Annotated in this window: 22 protein-coding genes; 13 read left to right on the top strand and 9 right to left on the bottom strand. The window is 63.5% G+C overall.

The window, feature by feature from the left end; genetic code table 11:
- Nucleotides 1–5 precede the first annotated feature (5 nt).
- On the bottom strand, nt 6–1,184 hold the full coding sequence (gene bagB / locus ABWI03_RS22060) for an ATPase BagB (RefSeq protein WP_007732380.1): 1,179 nt from the start codon (nt 1,182–1,184) through the stop codon (nt 6–8).
- On the bottom strand, nt 1,184–2,197 hold the full coding sequence (gene bagA, locus ABWI03_RS22055) for an ATPase BagA (protein WP_298776261.1): 1,014 nt from the start codon (nt 2,195–2,197) through the stop codon (nt 1,184–1,186). The genes bagB and bagA overlap by 1 nt, the downstream gene beginning before the upstream one ends.
- A gap of 53 nt (nt 2,198–2,250) precedes the next feature.
- Between bagA and sp36 the strand changes: the two genes are divergently transcribed.
- From sp36 to ABWI03_RS22010, 9 genes are all read left to right on the top strand, one after another.
- On the top strand, nt 2,251–2,415 hold the full coding sequence (gene sp36 / locus ABWI03_RS22050) for a Sp36 family protein (RefSeq protein WP_003943454.1): 165 nt from the start codon (nt 2,251–2,253) through the stop codon (nt 2,413–2,415).
- Between the two features lie 5 nt (nt 2,416–2,420).
- Entirely contained in the window at nt 2,421–2,891 is a 471-nt protein-coding gene (locus ABWI03_RS22045; RefSeq protein WP_003943508.1) for a RidA family protein, read from the top strand.
- Nucleotides 2,891–3,676, top strand: a complete 786-nt coding sequence (locus ABWI03_RS22040; protein ID WP_095969666.1) for an MBL fold metallo-hydrolase — start codon at nt 2,891–2,893, stop codon at nt 3,674–3,676. The genes ABWI03_RS22045 and ABWI03_RS22040 overlap by 1 nt, the downstream gene beginning before the upstream one ends.
- Nucleotides 3,677–3,802: 126 nt before the next feature.
- Nucleotides 3,803–5,278, top strand: a complete 1,476-nt coding sequence (locus tag ABWI03_RS22035; RefSeq protein ID WP_095973774.1) for a 2-hydroxymuconic semialdehyde dehydrogenase — start codon at nt 3,803–3,805, stop codon at nt 5,276–5,278.
- Between the two features lie 42 nt (nt 5,279–5,320).
- Entirely contained in the window at nt 5,321–6,094 is a 774-nt protein-coding gene (locus ABWI03_RS22030) for a 2-keto-4-pentenoate hydratase (protein WP_095973775.1), read from the top strand.
- Nucleotides 6,091–6,543, top strand: a complete 453-nt coding sequence (locus tag ABWI03_RS22025) for a RidA family protein (RefSeq protein ID WP_019746612.1) — start codon at nt 6,091–6,093, stop codon at nt 6,541–6,543. The genes ABWI03_RS22030 and ABWI03_RS22025 overlap by 4 nt, the downstream gene beginning before the upstream one ends.
- Complete coding sequence (locus tag ABWI03_RS22020) at nt 6,540–7,061, top strand: 3-hydroxyanthranilate 3,4-dioxygenase (protein WP_003943511.1); 522 nt, start codon at nt 6,540–6,542, stop codon at nt 7,059–7,061. Before ABWI03_RS22025 ends, ABWI03_RS22020 begins: the two co-directional genes overlap by 4 nt.
- A gap of 3 nt (nt 7,062–7,064) precedes the next feature.
- The gene (locus tag ABWI03_RS22015; RefSeq protein ID WP_124566753.1) at nt 7,065–8,060 is read left to right on the top strand and encodes an amidohydrolase family protein; all 996 of its coding nucleotides are present in this window, start codon (nt 7,065–7,067) and stop codon (nt 8,058–8,060) included.
- Nucleotides 8,061–8,244: 184 nt separating this feature from the next.
- A complete protein-coding gene (locus tag ABWI03_RS22010) occupies nt 8,245–9,603 on the top strand; it encodes an MFS transporter (RefSeq protein WP_124566754.1) in 1,359 nt (452 codons plus the stop codon).
- Between the two features lie 56 nt (nt 9,604–9,659).
- Here ABWI03_RS22010 and ABWI03_RS22005 read toward each other — a convergent pair whose 3' ends face one another.
- From ABWI03_RS22005 to ABWI03_RS21980, 6 genes are all read right to left on the bottom strand, one after another.
- Nucleotides 9,660–10,586, bottom strand: a complete 927-nt coding sequence (locus ABWI03_RS22005; RefSeq protein ID WP_095973490.1) for a LysR substrate-binding domain-containing protein — start codon at nt 10,584–10,586, stop codon at nt 9,660–9,662.
- 50 nt (nt 10,587–10,636) lie between these two features.
- Nucleotides 10,637–11,929 carry a carboxylesterase family protein gene (locus ABWI03_RS22000; RefSeq protein WP_298776250.1) on the bottom strand — a complete coding sequence of 431 codons (1,293 nt, stop codon included), beginning with the start codon at nt 11,927–11,929 and terminating at the stop codon, nt 10,637–10,639.
- An 85-nt stretch (nt 11,930–12,014) separates the two neighbouring features.
- Nucleotides 12,015–12,575 carry a TetR/AcrR family transcriptional regulator gene (locus ABWI03_RS21995; protein ID WP_298776248.1) on the bottom strand — a complete coding sequence of 187 codons (561 nt, stop codon included), beginning with the start codon at nt 12,573–12,575 and terminating at the stop codon, nt 12,015–12,017.
- Between the two features lie 31 nt (nt 12,576–12,606).
- Nucleotides 12,607–13,077, bottom strand: coding sequence for a nuclear transport factor 2 family protein (locus tag ABWI03_RS21990; protein ID WP_298776246.1), 471 nt, complete (start codon nt 13,075–13,077; stop codon nt 12,607–12,609).
- A 130-nt stretch (nt 13,078–13,207) separates the two neighbouring features.
- Nucleotides 13,208–13,882 (bottom strand): Crp/Fnr family transcriptional regulator, encoded by a 675-nt coding sequence (locus ABWI03_RS21985; RefSeq protein ID WP_003943506.1) that lies wholly within the window; start codon nt 13,880–13,882, stop codon nt 13,208–13,210.
- A gap of 255 nt (nt 13,883–14,137) precedes the next feature.
- The gene (locus ABWI03_RS21980) at nt 14,138–14,410 is read right to left on the bottom strand and encodes a hypothetical protein (protein ID WP_019746620.1); all 273 of its coding nucleotides are present in this window, start codon (nt 14,408–14,410) and stop codon (nt 14,138–14,140) included.
- 80 nt (nt 14,411–14,490) lie between these two features.
- On the opposite strand from ABWI03_RS21980, the gene nth reads away from it, so the two are divergent.
- Genes nth through ABWI03_RS21960 form a run of 4 tightly spaced genes read left to right on the top strand, consistent with a single transcriptional unit; the run spans nt 14,491 to nt 17,839 of the window.
- Nucleotides 14,491–15,276 carry an endonuclease III gene (gene nth / locus ABWI03_RS21975; protein WP_298776239.1) on the top strand — a complete coding sequence of 262 codons (786 nt, stop codon included), beginning with the start codon at nt 14,491–14,493 and terminating at the stop codon, nt 15,274–15,276.
- 6 nt (nt 15,277–15,282) lie between these two features.
- Nucleotides 15,283–15,936, top strand: a complete 654-nt coding sequence (locus tag ABWI03_RS21970) for a TlpA family protein disulfide reductase (protein WP_298776236.1) — start codon at nt 15,283–15,285, stop codon at nt 15,934–15,936.
- On the top strand, nt 15,933–16,652 hold the full coding sequence (locus ABWI03_RS21965) for an NUDIX hydrolase (protein WP_095973495.1): 720 nt from the start codon (nt 15,933–15,935) through the stop codon (nt 16,650–16,652). Before ABWI03_RS21970 ends, ABWI03_RS21965 begins: the two co-directional genes overlap by 4 nt.
- Nucleotides 16,649–17,839, top strand: coding sequence for a MarP family serine protease (locus tag ABWI03_RS21960; RefSeq protein ID WP_019746623.1), 1,191 nt, complete (start codon nt 16,649–16,651; stop codon nt 17,837–17,839). The genes ABWI03_RS21965 and ABWI03_RS21960 overlap by 4 nt, the downstream gene beginning before the upstream one ends.
- A 19-nt stretch (nt 17,840–17,858) precedes the next feature.
- On the opposite strand, the gene ABWI03_RS21955 is transcribed toward ABWI03_RS21960, so the two are convergent.
- Nucleotides 17,859–18,794, bottom strand: coding sequence for an alpha/beta fold hydrolase (locus ABWI03_RS21955; RefSeq protein ID WP_296555027.1), 936 nt, complete (start codon nt 18,792–18,794; stop codon nt 17,859–17,861).
- Nucleotides 18,795–18,801: the final 7 nt, after the last annotated feature.

Here is an 18,801-nt window from a genome sequence, read left to right as displayed (position 1 = left end):
GGGGATCAGCCCTTACGAGTGAGCTGATCTCCCACCGCGCGCAGCGCCTCGAGGTCCGAGACCTCGAACGGTAGCGACGGAACACCGATCAGCGGCACCCTCGGGTGAGCTGCGGTGAATCGACTCAGCAAGGCGATTTCTCGCTTCGCGATCACGGCCCGATGGGCATGGATGCGGAGAACGGCTGCGGTGAGGGCTTCGGCCTCGGTCGCATTTTCCTTCGCTTCCAGTTTGTCGGCGGCGGTCACTGCATGATCGGCAGGCAGAGCCGTCAACGTCGGGTGCGTGCGGTTGAGAACCAAACCGGCCAACGGCATCGAATCACCCGCAAGGCGATCGACGAAGAACGCCGCCTCGCGAAGAGCGTCGGGTTCGGCCGCTGCGATCACCAGGAAATGAGTCCCCGGCTGACGCAGCAACTCGTAGGTCTTCGTGGCGCGTTCACGGAAACCACCGAACATCGAGTCGAGCGACTGCACGAATGCCGATGCATCCGAAAGCATTTGGCTTCCCACGATGGTCGAGACGCCCTTCAGTGCCAATCCCATCGCGCCGGCCACGAGCCTGGTCAGGCCACGGCCGGGTGCCGAGAGCAGCCGGATCATCCGTCCGTCGAGGAATGTTCCGAGCCTCTGTGGAGCGTCGAGGAAGTCGAGCGCATTGCGGGACGGCGGGGTATCGACGATCACCAGATCCCACGCGTCGTTCGACGCCAGCTGCCCCAACTTCTCCATCGCCATGTACTCCTGCGTTCCGGAGAACGATGTGGCAACGGTTTGGTAAAAGGGATTCGCCAGGATCTGCTCGGCCTTCTCAGGGCTCGAATGTTCGATGACCATCTCGTCGAAAGTCCGACGCATGTTCAGCATCATCGCGTGCAGTTCGCCCGTGGCTTCGGGACCCAGCTTCACCGGCTGCGGAGTGTTGTCGAGTTCGGCCACACCCAAGGCCTGTGCGAGGCGACGGGCCGGATCGATGGTGAGTACGACTACGCGTCGGCCCTCTTCGGCGGCACGCAACGCCAGCGACGCCGCCGTCGTGGTCTTGCCGACGCCACCTGCGCCGCAACACACCACGATCCGGGCCGTCGGGTCCTTGATGATCGCCGAAATATCGAGGGCAGGAGCTGCGCGTCGGCCGGTCCTGGAACTGCCGACCGTCACGTTCTCGGTGGTCTCGGTCATCACACGCCCTGTTCCGTGAGGTATTCGGCAAGTTCGTACAGTCCGCCGAGATCGACGCCGTCGGCGAGTGCGGGGAGTTGCACCCGAGCCCCGTCGATCTCGCGGAGCTTCTCGGCGCTGGATTCTTGAGCTTCGAGCACCGACGCGTGTTCGATCGTCTCGGTGAGAAGGCCGGCGAAGTCGTCGTCCGACAGATCGATGCCGACATCGGAGAGCGTCGTCCGGATCGAAGCTGCATCGATATTGCCGGCTGCAGCACCGGAGAGTTGGTCTTCGGGCAAGAACCTCGGGCTGGCGCGGTTGACGATGATGGCACCGAGGTTGAGGTCGTCACGCGCCAGTTCTGCGGCAGCGTCGGCAGTTTCCTGAACGGGCAGCGCTTCGAGAAGTGCAACCAGATGTACGACGGTCTCCGGCGAGTGCAGCAGCCGAACGACGCCTTCACTCTGGGAGTGCACCGGGCCGCCCTTGGCAAGATCGGCCATCGCCTTGGTGACGTCGAGGAAGCTGCCGATTCGTCCGGTCGGGGGAGCGTCGACGACAACGGCGTCGTACACGCGTTTGCCGGTTCGATCGGTGCGGATGACGCACTCCTTGATCTTGCCGGTGAGGAGAACGTCGCGAAGGCCGGGAGCGATGGTGGTGGCGAATTCGATGGCGCCGAACTTACGCATCGCCCGGCCGGCGAAGCCGAGGTTGTAGAACATTTCGAGGTATTCGAGGAACGCGGTCTCGATGTCGACGGCCAGAGCCATCACTTCACCGCCGCCTTCGGCGGCCGCGACCTTGGTTTCCTGCGGTGGAAGCGGCGGTACGTCGAAGAGCTGCGCGATTCCCTGGCGGCCCTCGACCTCCACGAGGAGAACGCGCTTGCCGCCTTCGGCCAACGCAAGCGCCAACGCAGCGGCAACCGTGGACTTACCGGTTCCGCCTTTACCTGACACAAAGTGCAGGCGGGCCTTCGTCGCGGACTCGGGCCAGGTCCTGCTCAGCTCATCTTGGGATGCAACCACACCGCGAGCCTATAAGTCTGGGGCCGAAGATGTACGCGGGATAGGCTCACCGCATGAGCGAAATAACTTCCTGGGAATACACCGTGACTCCGTTGCTGGTCCACAATCCGAAGGCAATTCTCGACAACTGGGGTGTCGACGGCTGGGAGCTCGTCGCAGTCCTGCCGAGCGCGTCGGGCGAGCAGCACGTCGCGTACATGAAGCGTCCGAAGGGCTGAATCACATGGCAGAGGCAACACAGACCTGGTCGGAGCGTCTCGCCGAACTGGGCATTGCACTTCCCGCCGTCGCGGCACCCGTCGCTGCGTACGTTCCCGCGGTTCGCAGCGGCAATCACGTGTACACGTCGGGTCAGCTCCCGTTCGTCGACGGAAAACTGGCGCTGACCGGCAAGCTCGGCGCGGGCGTGTCGGATGAGGACGCCAAGGCCGCGGCTCGTACCTGCGCGCTCAACGCTCTCGCTGCCATCGACGCCCTGGTCGGCATCGACAACGTCGTTCGTGTCGTCAAGGTTGTCGGCTTCGTGGCATCCGCCGAAGGATTCACCGGTCAGCCCGGCGTGATCAACGGCGCTTCCGAATTCCTCGGCGAGGTGCTCGGCGACGCCGGTATCCACGCTCGTTCGGCAGTCGGTGTGGCAGAACTTCCCCTCGGCTCTCCGGTCGAGGTGGAACTGATCGTCGAAGTTCGCTGATGTCGACGGTCCATCCCGCCTACGCGCAGCTTCGCCGCGTCACCGACATCGCTTCGGTCTTGCTCGAGAACAATCCGGGCATGATGACGCTGGACGGTACGAACACCTGGATTCTGCATGCTCCCGGCAGCGTCGAGTGTGTTGTCGTCGATCCAGGCGACAACGACGAGGAACACCTGCAACGTGTCGCTGGTATCGGTCCGGTAGCGCTGACCTTGATCACGCACCGGCACTACGACCACACCGGCGGGGTGGACCGTTTCCATGAATTGACTTCGGCTCCAGTGCGTTCCGTCGATCCCACTTTTCTTCGCGGGGGCGCTTCGGCGCTTGTCGACGGTGAAGTGATCGAGGTGGCGGGCCTGAAGTTGCGGATCCTCGCGACGCCGGGCCATACCGCCGACTCGGTGTCGATAGTCGTCGAGAACGACGCGAGCGTGCTGACGGGCGACACCATTCTCGGCCGCGGCACGGCAGTCCTCGACGATTCCGACGGCGATCTGGGGGACTACCTCACCTCGCTGCGATCCCTGGCCGCACTCGGCGAAGGACTGACGGTTCTACCAGGGCACGGTCCGGACCTGCCCGATCTGCAGACGATTTCGCAGCAGTACCTGGCTCACCGCGAGGAGCGTCTGGACCAGGTGCGAGCCGCTCTGTCGACGTTGGGGGAGTCGGCTTCGGTTCGCGACGTTGTCGAGCACGTCTACTCCGACGTGGACCCGAAGCTGTGGCCGGTGGCGGAGAAATCCGTCAATGTGCAGTTGGCGTATCTGCGTCGCTGAGGCGTTCGGCGCCGACATAGCGAGCTGAGTTGTTTGACCGAACTGCCGCCATCTATGCCGATCGAGGTATAGCTGGCGGCAGTTTTTGCATTTGTTTGATATGGGTCACGGGCCAATAGTTAGTCCATGACCTCACAATGCGACGGATGGATCCGCAATTACGTGGACGGCTCCTATGTCGAACCCGACGAGTCGTCGAGCTTCGATCAGGTCGACCCGGCAACGGGCCGTGTTCTCGCCCGGGTCCACGAGGCCGACAAGGCCCTGGTCGATCGGGCCGTGACCTCTGCCAGACGCGCTCTGGGCAACGGTTGGGCCGATACACCGGTTCGAGAGCGGACGGCTCTGCTGCGACGCGCCGCCGACCGGATCGAGGAGCGATTCGAAGAGTTCGTCGCCGCAGAGATGGCGGACACCGGCAAGCCGATCACGCAGGCACGCGAACTCGACGTCGCGCGCGCCCTGACGAACTTCCGCACCTTCGCCGACATCGTCGCCGCGGCCGGACAGGAATCGTTTGTCACGGATCTCGCGGGTGGCAAGCAGGCGCTGAACTACGCGATCCGCAAGCCGCTCGGCGTCGTCGCCGTGATCGTTCCGTGGAACTTGCCGCTGCTTCTCCTGACCTGGAAGGTCGCGCCCGCGCTCGCGTGTGGAAACTCCGTGGTGGTCAAGCCCTCCGAGGAAACCCCCGCGACGGCGTCGCTGCTGGCCGAGGTACTCGAAGAAGTCGGCCTGCCTGCCGGCGTCTACAACGTCGTCCACGGGTTCGGTGCGAACTCCGCCGGCGAGTTCCTCACCACTCACCCCGGCATCGACGGCGTCACCTTCACCGGATCTTCGGCAACGGGTTCGCATGTCATGAAAACCGTTGCGCCGCGGGTCCGTCCGGTCTCGTTCGAACTGGGCGGCAAGAACGCCGCGATCGTCTTCGACGACGTCGACATCGACGAAGCGTTGACGGGTCTGACCAAGTCCGTGTTCACCAACACCGGCCAGGTCTGCCTGTGCACCGAGCGGGTGTACGTGCACCGCAGTATTTTCGACGACATCGCCGGTGGACTCGTCGAGCGGGCAGCAGGATTGCGTCTGGGCGACCCGACGCTCGATGCAACGACGACCGGACCGCTCATCTCGCAGGCGCACCGGAAGAAGGTTCTCGACTACTTCGAGATCGCCGAGCAGGAGGGTGCGAAAGTGCTTACCGGTGGCGGCATTCCGGATCTCGGGCAGGAGCTTGCCGGCGGGTCGTGGATCGAACCCACCCTGTGGACGGGTTTGACCAACAAGGATCGCGCCGTGCGCGAGGAGATCTTCGGACCCGTTGCGGCACTCATTCCGTTCGAGACCGAAGCCGAGGCGATCGCACTGGCAAACGACACCGAGTACGGCCTCGCTGCCTCTGTGTGGACCAACGACCTGCGCCGTGGACACCGCGTCGCGCAGAAGATGAACGTCGGAATCTCCTGGGTCAACACGTGGTTCACCCGTGAACTGCGATCTCCCTTCGGCGGTATGGGCTTGTCCGGCATCGGACGTGAGGGTGGCGAGTCCTCGCTGCATTTCTACACCGAACCGACGAACGTATGTGTGCAACTGTGAACATCGAAACCGCAAAAGTTTTCCAGAAATGAGCGAGGCGTGATGACAGCCCCCGAAGACACCGTATCCGCACTCGCACGTCGCCTCGACGACGCTCAACAGAGTCGCACCGACACCCCGAGCCTCGCCGACGAACACACCATCGACATCGACGAGGCCTACCGGATCCAGAACGAACTCCTCGAACGACGCACCAGTCGTGGCGAATCGATTGTGGGGATCAAGCTCGGCTTCACCAGTCAGGCGAAGATGGCGCAGATGGGTGTGTCCGAAGTGATCGTCGGTCAGCTGACCGACACGATGTGCGTGAGCAACGGCGGCGAAGTCGACCTGAGGACGTTCATTCATCCCAAGATCGAACCCGAAGTGGCATACCGCCTGTCGAAGGACGTCGATCTCGACGATCCGAACGTCGACATCGAAACCTGCGTCGACGCGCTGGCTCCGGCAATGGAGATCATCGACTCGCGCTACCGCGACTTCCGCTTCACCTACACCGACGTCGTCGCCGACAACACCAGCGCGGCCGGATACGTGATCGGGCGGTGGCTGCCGCTGCAGAACGTCGAGGACCGTTCCGTGCGTATGGAAGTCGGTGGCGAGACGGTGCTCGGAACCACGGCGGCCATTCTCGGCGATCCGGCGCGAGCTTTGCATGCGCTGCTCGACATCGCGCGTCGACGCCGAATTCCGTTGCGCGCCGGTCAGGTAATTCTGGCCGGTGCCGCCACCGCAGCTGTGCGACTCGACGAGGGCGTCGCCCAGTGCACCATCGACGGCCTCGGAACCGTCACGGTCAAAGGTGTGAAGCGATGAGTGGGGCGCAGGTCATCGAGAAGCTGGCAAAGCCGCGCGGAAAGTTCCCGCATGTCAAGGTGGTCGGTGACTTCGTCTACGTCTCCGGTACCAGCTCGCGTCGGCCCGACAACACGTTTGTCGGCGTCGAGGTCGACGAGATGGGGACGACGGCGCTCGACATCCGGGCCCAGACCCGTGCCGTCATCGAAAACATCGCGGCAATCCTCGCCGAAGTGGGCGGAGAACTCAGTGATCTGGTTCAGGTCACCTCCTACCTGGTGTCGATGAACGACTTCGGCGGATACAACGAGGTGTACGCCGAACTGTTCGACGAAAACGGTCCGACGAGAACGACTGTGGCTGTTCACCAACTGCCCCACCCTCACCTGCTCATCGAAATTTCCGGCGTGGCGTACGTGCCCGCCTCCAAGCGCTCGGCGTCCGAAGATACGGAGAATGCATCATGACCACGATTCCTCCCGTCATCGACTTCAAGAAGTGGATCGACGACAACCGCCACCTGCTGCAGCCGCCTGTGAACAATCAGACGATGGCGCTCGGAGACGACTTCATCGTGCAGGTCGTCGGCGGCCCCAACCAGCGGACCGACTATCACCTCGATCCGTACGAGGAGTGGTTCTACCAGCTCGAAGGCGACATCCACGTCAACGTGATGACCGAAGACGGTCCTCAGCGTGTCGACATTCGGGAGGGCGAAACCTGGCTGCTGCCAGGAGACATTCCGCATTCGCCCCAGCGTCCCACCGCGGGCTCGATCGGCCTGGTCATCGAACGCGTCCGCAAGGAAGGCACGCTCGAGAAGTTCCAGTGGTACTGCCTCGAATGCGACCACAAGATTCACGAGGTCGAACTTCAGGTGCGCGACATCGTGGCCGACCTGCCGCCGGTGTTCGTCAAGTTCTACGAGAGCGAAGAAGCCCGCACGTGTGACAAGTGCGGCACGCTCCATCCCGGCAAGGGCTGAGCTATGAGCAACCTGATCGACATCCACACCCATTACGTGCCCAACGGGTGGCCGGATCTGACCGAAGACGCGGGGCCGCAAGCGCCGTGGCTGAAGGTCGAGTCGGAAACCGAAGCAATGATCATGATGGGCACCAAGGAGTTCCGCCGCATCCAGTCCGATGCCTGGGACGCCGAGGTGCGGCTTCGGGACATGGATGCCGACGGCGTGCAGACGCAGGTCGTCTCACCTACTCCGGCGTTTTTCAACTACGGCCGGAGCGGTGAGCAGGCAAGCCGCATTGCACGGATCTTCAACGACCTCGCACTCGAGATCGTGGAGCCGGCGAAGGATCGGTTGATTCCGTTCTGCCAGGTGCCTCTGCAGGACACCGACGCAGCGTGCCGTGAGTTGGAGCGGTGCATCGCGAACGGGCACCGCGGTGTCGAGATCGGCAATCATGTCGGCGATCTGGACCTCGACAGCGAGGGCGTGGTGACGTTCCTGCAACACTGTGCGTCGCTGGACGTGCCCGTCTTCGTGCACCCGTGGGACATGGCCAACTCCCCGCGTCTCGACCGGTGGATGGCGCAGTGGCTCACCGCGATGCCGGCCGAAACGCACCTGTCGATACTCGCACTGATTCTCGGTGGAGTGTTCGACAAGATCGACGATCGCCTGAAGATCGGATTTGCGCACGGTGGTGGATCTTTCGCGTTCTGGTTGGGACGGATGGAAAACGCCTGGCACGGCCGCAACGACATCATCGGTACGTCGGAGTTCCCTCCTTCGCACTACCTGGGAAGGTTCTACGTGGATTCCGTCGTCTTCGACGAGCGTGCGCTGCGACTGTTGGTGGACACGGTGGGGGTGGACCGTGTGATGGTGGGTAGCGATTACCCGTACCCCTTGGGGGAGCGTCCGGTCGGTGAGGTGGTTCGCAAGAGTGAGTTCTTGGACGATACTGCGCGCCAACTGATTTCGCGGGGGAATGCCGAACGCTTCCTGGGTCTCGCCTGAGGCCCCGGCTATACCCTTTCCGGTATGGCGGACGGTGAATTCGGCATTTGTGAGTCATGTCTCGAGCGAGCACAATTCCAAACACAACGATCGACGACGCTCGTGATGCCGACAATCCCGAAGACGGGGTCGGTGACTACAGATTTCATCGTCCGCCTGCCCCATCCAATCGATAGGTTCCGCGATGTCAGACAAGATATCCAACAGCACGACGAGTGACGGAAAGCCGTTGCCGGAGAAAGCTGCCCGCAGCCGAGTTGCCATGGCAACCCTGGCCGGCACAACTCTCGAATGGTACGACTTCTTCCTCTACGGCACAGCCGCCGCGCTGATCTTCAACAAACAATTCTTTCCGAGCCTGAGCCCCACGGCCGGCACGCTGGCTGCCTTCAGCACCTTCGCCGTCGGGTTCATCGCACGGCCGGTAGGTGGACTCGTGTTCGGGCACTTCGGTGACCGCATCGGGCGCAAGGCCACGCTCGTGGTCTCGCTGGTGATGATGGGCGTCGGGTCCACACTCATCGGCCTCATCCCGAACTACGACTCCATCGGGTTCTGGGCACCCGTCCTCCTGGTGGCCATGCGCGTCGTTCAGGGCATCGGTCTTGGCGGTGAAGGCGCCGGCGCGACACTCATGTCGATGGAGCATGCGCCGGCCGGGCAGAAGAATCTGTATGCAGGTTTCCCGCAGATGGGCACACCTGCCGGACTGGTTCTCGCCAACGGCATTTTCCTGACGACCAACGCCGTGATGTCGGACTCCGCATTCGCGTCGTGGGGTTGGCGAATCCCCTTCCTGCTGAGCTTCGTTCTGGTGGCGATCGGTTTGGTGATCCGCCTGCGCGTCACCGAGTCGCCGTCATTTGCCGGGGTCATGGAGAAGGGCGAAATAGTTCGCTTCCCGCTGCGTGAGTCGCTCAAGGTCGGCTTCCCCCGTTTGTCTCTCACGCTTGCCGCGTGCTTGGCGAACTCCGCCGTGGCGTACGCCTTCATGGTGTTCACTCTGTCGTACGGCACGCAACATCTGGGCTACGACAAGCAGTTCCTCGTGCTCAGCGTGACCGCTGCCGCAGTCCTGTGGTTCCTTTCCATCCCGTTCTGGACCAAGATCGCCGACAAGTACGGGCGTCGACACATGTTCATCGGCGGATCAGCCGCAATCCTGTTGTGGTGCATCGTGTTCTTCCCGCTCCTCAACACCGAGAACAAAATGGTCGCCGTCATCGCGTTCCTGGGTATGGGCCTGATCGTTCCGGTCACACATTGTGTCCAGGGCAGCATCATCGCCGACACCTTCCCGGCCAAGGTCCGCTATTCCGGCTCGTCTCTGATTCTCCAGAGTGGTGCGATTCTCGGTGGTGGACTGGCGCCGATGATCGCCACGGCTCTGCTCGACGCCACTGGATCTTCGGCGGGTGTGACCTGGTATCTCGCCGGGGTGTGCACGATCAGCCTGGTCGGCGCCATCGCCCTGTTCAAGATTGTCCCCGATTCGTCGAGGGGCTTGGAGCACGAGGAAATTCGCGTCTCCGAAAACGCCTGAGTACCGGATTGATCCGATCGGCCCGTTCCCATGGAGGGAACGGGCCGATCGGCGTTTCACGGTCGCATGAGCTCGGCTGCAAAGGACTCCAGCGTCGCGATGAGGGCCTGAGCGGACGGACTCGACGTGCGAGTCGCCGACGATGTGATGCCGACGCTGTGCCCGATCGGATCGAGTGTGATGGACAGGGTGGTCAAGCGCGCGTCGTCGCGGGGGATGAGGCTCGGCAGTACGGCGATCATGTCGGTCTCGACCAGCAGTTGACGCACGGTGAGGAAAGAGGTTGCCTCGACCCGATTTTCGGGCAACGGCAAGCCGTTGCGGGCGAAGAACTCCTCCAGCTCGCGGCGGAGCACTGTCTCGACCCCGGGCAGGATCCAGGGGAAGCCGCGCAACTCTTCGAGTTGGACGTCCTCACGAAGAGCGAGCGGGTGATCCACGCGGGTGACGAGTTCGACGGATTCGGCGTAGAGGTTCCGTCGTATCGCGGTGTCATCGGTAGGTGAGGTGAGCCGGCCGACGATCAGGTCGATTCGGCCCGCTTCCAGATCGGTGAGCAACTGTTCGGGCGTACCTTCGCGCACGACGACGGTGAGCAGCGGGTGGTGAACCTTCAGGCGTGCGATGGCGCCGGGAAGCAGCACGTTGGATCCGGCGAGATGTGTTCCCACGATGACCGTTCCGCGATTGGCGTCGGCAAGTTCGACGACGTGCCGCCCGGCTTCGGTCAGCTGCGCGATCACGGCCCGCGCATGAGTTGTGAAGGCCTCGCCGAAAATGGTCGGGGTGATTCCGCGTGGGCCGCGGTCGAAGAGCGAGACACCGAGAATGGACTCGATGTCGTGCAGACTGCGGGTCGCAACGGGTTGCGTGATGTGAAGTGCAGCAGCGGCACCGACCACACTGCCCTGACGGCTCAACGCGTCGACGAGCAGTAGATGGCGGAGCTTGAGTCGCCCGTCGAGGAGCTTGGGCATGTCCATGGAGCAATCCTAGACGGGATTGCGGCGAGTGGGTAGGCGCCCGAAGTTGCTCAGGAGAAGGTGATTCCGATCGGTTGGGCCGGGGTGTATTTCTCCCACGTTTCGCTGTTGTCCGGACTTCCCGTGTGCGCAAACGACGTCCAGTGTCGGCGTATCCGTCGGCCCAGTGCGTCGATGCTCTGCCAGTCGTTGCTGCCGAGCATCGGTGAGCCCTGCCAGGACTGCTCGGTTCCCAACACGAAGGGTAGTTCGATGCAGTGGGTTGCTCCGAAGACGTCTTCCGTCGGTGCCCAGTCGAAGCGATACGTGTACACCGACGCGCCGGCCGCGGTGAAGGTATCGGCCAGCTCCATCGCCGGCTCGGCAAACATGTTCTGTGTCAGTGCTTTTTCGGCGACGCGTTCGGGATCGGGTGCTCCCGCCACGTCGCGCAGGAAAGCGGATCCCTCGTCGCGGGTGTATCCCACGATGACGTCAGGCGCTGCGTCGAAGGTCCGGGTCACGGGTTCCAGTTCGGAAATCGGTGCGAAGGGCGGTTGCACGACATTGGGGGACCGCCGGCTGAACTCGATTGCCGTGCCGCGGAATGCGTCGAGGATGTGGGAAAGTGGCGCGGTCCGAGGATCTCCGTCGAGCAGTCGGGCAAACGTCTCGCCGTTCTCGATTGCGGCAGCCTGCGTGAAGTTGAGGTCCGGCCGCGGGGTGCTCTGCAGAATTGCTCGACGGAACAGAGTTCGAGAGTTGTTACTGCCCAACAGATTCACAATGGAATGAGCGCCGGCCGACTGCCCGAATACGGTGACCGAATCGGGGTCGCCACCGAATGCCTCGATGTTCTCGCGTACCCACTCGAGCGCCGCGATCTGATCGTGGACCCCGAGATTGCCTTCGCTGACGCCGTCGAGGAGGAGGTATCCGAGCACACCGACGCGATAGTTGACCGACACCACGACGACGTCGCCCTCGGCTGACAAAGCCCCGCCGTCGTACCAGGGGAGGGAGCCGCCGCCACTGGAGTATCCGCCGCCGTGCAGCCACACCATCACCGGGCGGCGACCGTTCAGCGACGGGGTTGTGACCGTGACGGTGAAGCTGTCCTCGCTGAGCTCCGGTTCGGGGAGCGGCGGTCCCATGATCCGTTCGAGACGTGAAGGTGGTTGGGGGAACACCGTTCCGAGAGCCGTGGCGTCGAAGACGTCGGAGAACGGTTCCACCGGGCGAGGTTTCTCGAAACGCCCCGCGCGGGCATAGGGGATCGCACCGAAGTAGTAGGAACCGTCACGCTTTCGGCCGCGGATCTTCCCCGAAGCTGTGGATGCGATCACCGTCTCGGACGAGAGCATGGGTTCCTTTCGTCTTGTGCGTGCCTTTTCGAGCATGCCAGGTGGATGCCGTGGCACAAATGCCTTTGCGGTCGTGCGGTATGCGTTACGGCGTGAGTGCCTGCATCAGTCGATCTTCGAGTTTCGTCGTCACTCGGCTGTATACGGCGCTGTCGTCCAGCGCTCGAGACATCACGATTGCGCCTTGGATCCCGGCCACGGCTTCTTCGGCGAGTCCGATGGAATCTTCGGCGCCGGCGAGTGCCGCCGCGAGAGCGACTGTCCACTCGTCGAAGTAGGTTCTCACCTTGGTACCGAAGCGGCTTCGCTCTTCACCGAGTGCAAATGCGCCGAACAGGCAAATGCGTTGCCCGGACCGAAAGTAGTCGGCCACGGTAACGAACATGCTCTGGACACGCTGACTCGGTGGAACCGACTCTGCTCGAAGCGGTTCGAAGACTTCGGCGCGAAACCATCCGGCGACCTCGTCGAGCACCGCCTCGGCCATCTCTTCCTTCCCGCGCGGAAAGAAGTTGTAGAGACTGCCTTTGCCCAACCCGGTGTGTTCGGTGATGACGGCCAGGCTTGCTCCGTCGAACCCGTAGGTGCGGAACACGTTCGCGAGCGCGGGAATCGTATCGGAGCGTTCAGCTACCTGTCTGACCATGGATTCATCCTTCCATTACAGGCCCATTCCATTACAGGCCCAGCTCGCTCAGGCCTGGATGATCCTGCGGGCGTGGTCCTGTCGAATCCCAGAAGAACTTTCGGTCGTTCTCCGCGATGGCGACGTCGTTGATGCCGGCATGACGGTGGTGCATGAGGCCGTCGGCGTCGAACTCCCAGTTCTCGTTGCCGTAGGAGCGGAACCACTGCCCGTCGTGATCGTGCCACTCGTAGGCAAATCGAACCGCGATGCGGTCGCCGTCGTGGGCCCACAGTTCTTTGATCAGGCGGTAGTCCAGCTCGCGGGTCCACTTCTCGGTCAGAAGTTCGACGATTTCGGATCGGCCGGTGACGAACGTGGACCGATTACGCCACCAACTGTCCGGCGTGTAGGCCAGCGACACCTTGTGTGGATCGCGTGAGTTCCATCCGTCCTCGGCGAGGCGGACCTTCTGGACGGCGGTTTCGTGGGTGAAGGGCGGAATCGGTGCTCGGACGGTCATGACGTGGCCTCTCGATCAGATGTGTACCTACCGGTACATACTTTACCGATAGGTACAACGAGAGTCCAGGGAATGACTTCGGCCGCCCCCACCGAAGTGGGAGCGGCCGAAAGAGTCGAGAAGGAAGAAACTAGCGCGCGCGACGAGCCAGACGCTCGGAATCCGAGATCAGGACGCTCTTGCCTTCGAGGCGCAGCCATCCGCGGTGTGCGAAATCGGCGAGCGCCTTGTTGACGGTCTCGCGGGAAGCGCCGACGAGCTGGGCGATCTCTTCTTGCGTGAGGTCGTGAGTGACGCGCAGTGCGCCACCTTCCTGAGTGCCGAAGCGCTGCGCGAGCTGCAGGAGCGCCTTGGCGACACGGCCGGGAACGTCCGTGAAGATCAGGTCGGCCAGGGTGTTGTTGGTACGACGCAGTCGGCGGGCGAGAACGCGCAGCAGCTGCTCGGCGATCTCGGGACGCTGCTGGATCCATGCCTTGAGAGCGTCGCGATCCATGCTCACGGCGCGAACCTCGGTGACGGTCGTCGCCGTCGAGGTGCGGGGGCCGGGGTCGAAGATGGACAGTTCGCCGAACATGTCGGACGGGCCCATGATCGTCAGCAGGTTCTCGCGACCGTCGGGTGAGCGTCGACCGATCTTCACCTTGCCGGACACGATGATGTACAGGCGGTCACCGGGCTCACCTTCGTTGAAGATGACATGTCCACGGGGGAAGTCGACGGGCTGCAGCTGCTTTGTCAGCGCCGCTACCGCTGAGGGCTCGACTCCTTGGAAGATGCCGGCTCTTGCCAGGACGTCGTCCACGTGCGCTCCTTGTTGGGATTTGTTCGTTTGTGGTGTCATTTTTGCGCTATCTATCTTTGTACCCGTGCTGCGCACAAACCGTCGTACACAGGCTCAGCCCTCATGAGTGAGACACTGTGTCCAATGCAATCTGTGTTCAATGCAACAGGTACGGCATCGAAGTCTACGTCCCGATAGCTCGCGGCGAGTGATTGATGCCACGTAAGAGCCGAAAATTCTTCCGGAATCGGCTGCGGTGACTACTTTGTATGGCCGTCAACTTGCCCGTTGTGTCCGGATTTCGCCCAGGCTGGCGCTCTCGGGAGCCTCCGACTGACGGCCCTTCCGCTTCCGGTGGAAGCGCGCGAAAGCATGGGGAAACCCATCGCTTGCCAGGCGGGCGACATCGTCGTGACTTGCCTGATCGAGGAAGTCTTCTACTTCGTGCTCTTGAACCGAGAGCCGACGCAATCGCCCTTCGACTCGTTCCATCGCCAGGGCAAAGAGCATCAGCAGTAGCGGAAAGAGAATTACTGCGAGTCCTTGCATAGGGGGAAGTAAACACGTCGAAGGTCTCAGAATCGACACGACGGAGTCTCCACTCATGTCGTATCCGTACAGTTGTCTGAGTGCAGACCACCCCGACAGGCAGTTCAGAGCAGCGGAAGAAACCGCGTTCGGGGGGTGCGCGGAAGGAAGAATCACACCTTGGATTGGTACGCCGGGCGCGTCGGATGAATCGTGAGCTCGCGGTAGCTTTCCCGCACGTGTACTGCGAACTCGACTTCACGACTCCGTTGGAACTGGCAGTGGCGACAATTCTGTCGGCGCAGTGCACGGACGTCCGCGTCAACATGGTCACCCCCGCGCTCTTCGCGCGTTATCCCGACGCGAAGGCATACGCGGAAGCCGATCGGACCGAACTCGAGGAGTACATCCGCTCCACCGGCTTCTACCGGAACAAGACGACGTCGTTGATCGGACTCGGTCAGGCACTACTCGAACGCCACGACGGCCAGGTCCCGAACAAGCTCGAAGATCTCGTGAAACTCCCAGGCATCGGACGCAAGACCGCGAACGTCGTGCTGGGCAATGCCTTCGAAATTCCGGGAATCACCGTCGACACCCACTTCGGTCGGCTCGTGCGTCGGTGGAAGTGGACCGAGGAAGAAGATGCCGTCAAGGTGGAACACGCCGTCGGGGCACTGATCGAACGTAAGGAATGGACACTGCTCTCGCATCGCGTGATCTTTCACGGCCGACGGGTCTGCCACGCGCGCAAGCCCGCGTGCGGTGTGTGCGTACTGGCCAAGGACTGCCCGTCGTACGGGCTCGGCCCGACCGACAAAACCGAGGCCGCGGCCCTGGTGAAAGGCCCCGAGACCGATCATCTGCTCGCCCTGGCAGGGTTGTGATCGCCGATGACAAGTGCTGGAAGATGGTCTCTCGCTGCGCTCGTGGTCGTCGCGGCTCTCGTCGTGGCGATCTGGCCGCGTGGGGGAGACGACACGACGCCCACCTCGACGGGTCCGTCGTCGTCCGCGTATCAGCCGCCGACGTTCACTCCGTCGTCGGAATCGCTCGATCAACTCCGTAGCCAGGCGGCTCTGGCCCCCTGCCCGACTCCGACCGGTGAAGCGCCTACCGGCTCGGCTCTCGCCGGAATCACCCTCGACTGCGTGTCCGACGGAGCGCCCGTCGACCTTGCCGCAGCGGTGGGCGGAAAACCGACTCTTCTCAACCTGTGGGCGTACTGGTGCGCGCCGTGTGCCGAAGAGCTTCCGTACCTTCAGGAATTCGCGGAGCGCGCCGACGGCAGCATCAACGTGCTGACTGTGCACTCGGATCCGAATCAGGAGAACGCTTTGACGCGACTCATCGACTACTCGGTGCGTTTGCCCGGCGTCCAGGACGGTGACGGCAAGGTGCGGATCGCGGTGGGCGCACCGCCGGTGCTGCCTGTCTCGGTGCTCGTGCGCGCGGATGGAACGGTCGCCAAGGTCTTGCCCCAACCCTTCCGCAGTGCGGACGAAATCGCCGCCGCTGCGGCGCAATATCTGGGAGTCGTCGTATGAGTACACCGGTTCCCGAGTGGTTGCGTGCTGTCGCCGGCAATCAACCCACCGATCCCCACCGGATCAACCCCGTCCTCGAGCGTCGCGCGCCGCGCGGCACCGTGACGCGTCCGGCCGCGGTGCTCGTGCTCTTCGGCGGACCTCGCGAGGCCGACCCTCTTGCCGTCGGCGGATTGCCCGAGGGCGCAGACGTGTTGCTGACCCAACGTGCGTCGACGATGCGTCAGCACAGCGGACAGGTCGCATTCCCGGGCGGCGCCGCCGATCCGGGCGACGACGGCCCCATCGGCACCGCGCTGCGTGAAGCGCAGGAGGAGACCGGGCTCGATCCGAGCGGAGTTCAGCCGCTCACCGTGCTGCCGGAGATCTTCATCCCGCCGTCGGGTTTCGACGTGACGCCGGTGCTCGGCTACTGGGAGCAGCCGACGGCGGTGGGCATTCAGGACGAAGGCGAGGTCGGACGGGTGGCCAGGGTGCCGCTGCGCACGTTGCTCGACCCCGACAACCGGTTTCAGGTTCGCCACCCCCTCGGATACCAGGGCCCGGCGTTCCGCGCCGACGGCATGCTGGTCTGGGGGTTCACAGCAGGAATCCTCGCGGCGCTGTTCACGGTGTCGGGCTGGGAGATTCCGTGGAACTACGAGGACGTGAGAGACCTGGACACAGCGCTGTCCGAGTTCGGTGAAGGTGTCGAGGATTCGGCGGTGCCGCGATGACAGGTTCTCGTTGGGTGGACATCGCCATCGTTCTGGTCGCGCTCATCGCGGCCACGTCCGGATGGCGTCAGGGCGCGGTGGCGTCGGCGTTGGCGTTCGTCGGCGTGATACTCGGCGCCGTCGCCGGAATTTTGTTGGCGCCACACCTGCTCGTGCACGTCACCGAAGGCAAGCTGCGCATCCTCGCGGGCATCTCGCTGATCGTGGTGTTGGTCATCATCGGCGAGGTCGCCGGCATGGTGCTCGGACGCGCGGCGCGCAGCGGAATGCACAGCCCGACGGCGCGATCCGTCGACAGCGTCATCGGTGCGGGTCTACAGGCGGTGGCCGTCGTGGTCGCGGCGTGGTTGCTCGCGATTCCGCTTACTTCCTCGTCTCAGCCGAATATTGCCGCCGCTGTTCGTGGTTCGGACGTTCTCGCCAGCGTGGACGAACTGGCGCCGCAGTGGCTGCGCCGCATCCCGACCGAGTTCTCGGCGTTGCTCGACACCTCCGGCCTGCCGGACGTCATCGGCCCGTTCGGGCGCACGCCCATCACCGAGGTCGAAGCACCCGACGCGAGCGTTCTCGCCAGTCCGTTGGCTGCGCAGCTGCGCCCGAGTGTTCTACGCATCAACGGCGTCGCACCGAGTTGCCAGCGCGCGCTCGAGGGATCCGGATTCATCGTCGCCCCCGAACGCGTCATGACCAACGCCCACGTGGTGGCCGGAACCGAGAGCATCACGGTGGACACCATGGAGGGCGCACTGCCCGCGCAGGTGGTTCTCTTCGACTCCGCCGTCGACATCGCGATTCTGGCGGTTCCGGGATTGGACGCACCGGTGCTGCCGTTTGCTCCGGAGCAGGCTCAGACCGGAGACAACGCGTTGGTGCTCGGTTACCCCGGCGGCGGTCCGTACACGGCCAGCGCAGCCCGCGTTCGTGAGGTCCTGAACCTGAACGGACCGGACATCTACAAGGCCGGAACCACTCAACGTGAGGTCTACACCGTCCGCGGATCCATCAGGCAGGGCAACTCCGGTGGGCCGATGGTCGACGATCAGGGGCGGGTCCTCGGCGTCGTGTTCGGTGCTGCCGTCGACGACAGCGACACCGGATTCGTCCTCACCGCCCAGGAAGTCTCGCGCCAGTTGAATGCAGCTGCGTCGGCCTCGACGCCAGTGCCGACAGGCGCCTGCATTCTGTAGCGATCAGTTCTCGTAGCGGTCAGTTCTCGTCGAGAAGGAAATCCCCGAGTTCGCGGTTGACGCGCTCGGGGGCTTCCTGATGCGCGTAATGGCCGACTCCGGCAATGGTGCGCAGTTTCTCGCCGGGAGCCCAGTGCTTGTCGCGTCGCACGGTACGGGTGAGCACGTACGGGTCGAGTTCGCCGTGAATCTGGACGATCGGAATGCGAAGAACCTGATCCATCAAACGCATGAAACGACGGCCCTCGGGGCGGAGCTGGCTGCGGAAGGCCCAACGCTGGTACTCCAGCGTGGAATGTGCGACGCCCGGAATCCGGATCGCGGACCGCATCTTGCTCATGGCGTCCGCGAATTCGGGTTGTTGCGGCCAGGTGGGGCCGGACCGCGAGCGAACCAGGCGCTCCACTTCGGCGCCGTTGTCGGCCGTCAGCCGTCGCTCGGGGCGCAGCGGCACCTGGTAGGCCAGGAACGAAGGCAACAGCGCGCGACGCTGATACGGGTCGCGCACGACGGCTTTCTTGAGCGCCATCGGGTGTGGTGACGAGATCAGCGCGATCGATCGCACCAGGCGTGGATGCAGGAGCGCGGTCGCCCAGCACACCAACCCGCCGTCGGCATGACCGATCAGCGTGGCCTTGCCGTAACCCATCGCACGAATGAGGCCGGCCACGTCACCGGCGAGCGTCCAACCGTCGTAGCCACGAGGGGGCTTGTCGGAATCGCCGTACCCACGAAGATCCATCGCGACGACGCGGAAGCCCTGCTCGGACAGTGCCGTCAATTGATGGCGCCAGGACCACCAGAAATCAGCGAATCCGTGCAGAAGCACCACCAACGGAGCATCCGGCTCCGCGTCGCCTACCTCGACGACGTGAAACCGGATGCCGTTGGCGTGAATGTCCCGGTGAATCCAGGGGCCGTCGAACCTGACGGTGGATGGATCTGGGGCTGCCACTTTCGAT

This window comes from Rhodococcus baikonurensis, assembly GCF_040489275.1.
GTDB classification, from domain to species: Bacteria; Actinomycetota; Actinomycetes; order Mycobacteriales; family Mycobacteriaceae; genus Rhodococcus_F; species Rhodococcus_F baikonurensis.
This window is presented reverse-complemented; position numbering and strand designations above follow the sequence as displayed.

Coding starts and splice junctions, on each gene's coding strand:
- bagB (WP_007732380.1), bottom strand. CDS start 1,184: ATGACCGAGACCACCGAGAACGTGACGGTCGGCAGTTCCAGGACCGGC.
- sp36 (WP_003943454.1), top strand. CDS start 2,251: ATGAGCGAAATAACTTCCTGGGAATACACCGTGACTCCGTTGCTGGTC.
- ABWI03_RS22045 (WP_003943508.1), top strand. CDS start 2,421: ATGGCAGAGGCAACACAGACCTGGTCGGAGCGTCTCGCCGAACTGGGC.
- ABWI03_RS22040 (WP_095969666.1), top strand. CDS start 2,891: ATGTCGACGGTCCATCCCGCCTACGCGCAGCTTCGCCGCGTCACCGAC.
- ABWI03_RS22035 (WP_095973774.1), top strand. CDS start 3,803: ATGACCTCACAATGCGACGGATGGATCCGCAATTACGTGGACGGCTCC.
- ABWI03_RS22030 (WP_095973775.1), top strand. CDS start 5,321: ATGACAGCCCCCGAAGACACCGTATCCGCACTCGCACGTCGCCTCGAC.
- ABWI03_RS22025 (WP_019746612.1), top strand. CDS start 6,091: ATGAGTGGGGCGCAGGTCATCGAGAAGCTGGCAAAGCCGCGCGGAAAG.
- ABWI03_RS22020 (WP_003943511.1), top strand. CDS start 6,540: ATGACCACGATTCCTCCCGTCATCGACTTCAAGAAGTGGATCGACGAC.
- ABWI03_RS22015 (WP_124566753.1), top strand. CDS start 7,065: ATGAGCAACCTGATCGACATCCACACCCATTACGTGCCCAACGGGTGG.
- ABWI03_RS22010 (WP_124566754.1), top strand. CDS start 8,245: ATGTCAGACAAGATATCCAACAGCACGACGAGTGACGGAAAGCCGTTG.
- ABWI03_RS22005 (WP_095973490.1), bottom strand. CDS start 10,586: ATGGACATGCCCAAGCTCCTCGACGGGCGACTCAAGCTCCGCCATCTA.
- ABWI03_RS22000 (WP_298776250.1), bottom strand. CDS start 11,929: ATGCTCTCGTCCGAGACGGTGATCGCATCCACAGCTTCGGGGAAGATC.
- ABWI03_RS21995 (WP_298776248.1), bottom strand. CDS start 12,575: ATGGTCAGACAGGTAGCTGAACGCTCCGATACGATTCCCGCGCTCGCG.
- ABWI03_RS21990 (WP_298776246.1), bottom strand. CDS start 13,077: ATGACCGTCCGAGCACCGATTCCGCCCTTCACCCACGAAACCGCCGTC.
- ABWI03_RS21980 (WP_019746620.1), bottom strand. CDS start 14,410: ATGCAAGGACTCGCAGTAATTCTCTTTCCGCTACTGCTGATGCTCTTT.
- ABWI03_RS21970 (WP_298776236.1), top strand. CDS start 15,283: ATGACAAGTGCTGGAAGATGGTCTCTCGCTGCGCTCGTGGTCGTCGCG.
- ABWI03_RS21965 (WP_095973495.1), top strand. CDS start 15,933: ATGAGTACACCGGTTCCCGAGTGGTTGCGTGCTGTCGCCGGCAATCAA.
- ABWI03_RS21960 (WP_019746623.1), top strand. CDS start 16,649: ATGACAGGTTCTCGTTGGGTGGACATCGCCATCGTTCTGGTCGCGCTC.